The sequence below is a fragment of the Colwellia marinimaniae genome, assembly GCF_002207865.1.
Taxonomy (GTDB): domain Bacteria; phylum Pseudomonadota; class Gammaproteobacteria; order Enterobacterales; family Alteromonadaceae; genus Colwellia; species Colwellia marinimaniae.
Genome location: NZ_BDQM01000490.1, coordinates 1 through 240, shown reverse-complemented (window position 1 = coordinate 240; position 240 = coordinate 1). Strand labels below are relative to the sequence as shown.

The following is a 240-nucleotide window of genomic DNA, read 5'->3' as shown; positions in this document are numbered from 1 at the left end:
GTCGTCAGGCCCTTGATGGCGGCCGCGAAGTCCGGCGCCGGCACGTCCAGGCGCAGGTCGGCAATTTCGCGTTGGAGTTCGGCCAGATGGTCGGCGAACGCCTTGCGGGCGGCCTCGATCTTTTCCTCGCGCCGCCGCTTTTTCTCGCTCTCCAGCAGCTTTTCTGCCATGAGGCGGTTGTCGCGCGTCAGCTTGTGTAGCGCATCCTTCGCGCGCTTCGCGGCATCGACGCCGGACACC

1 protein-coding gene is annotated in these 240 nt (G+C 66.7%); it reads right to left on the bottom strand.

Annotation, left to right across the window (positions count from 1 at the left end; translation table 11 throughout):
* A partial coding sequence (locus MTCD1_RS21430; RefSeq protein ID WP_200818717.1) for a hypothetical protein occupies nucleotides 1–240 on the bottom strand: 240 nt, incomplete at both ends.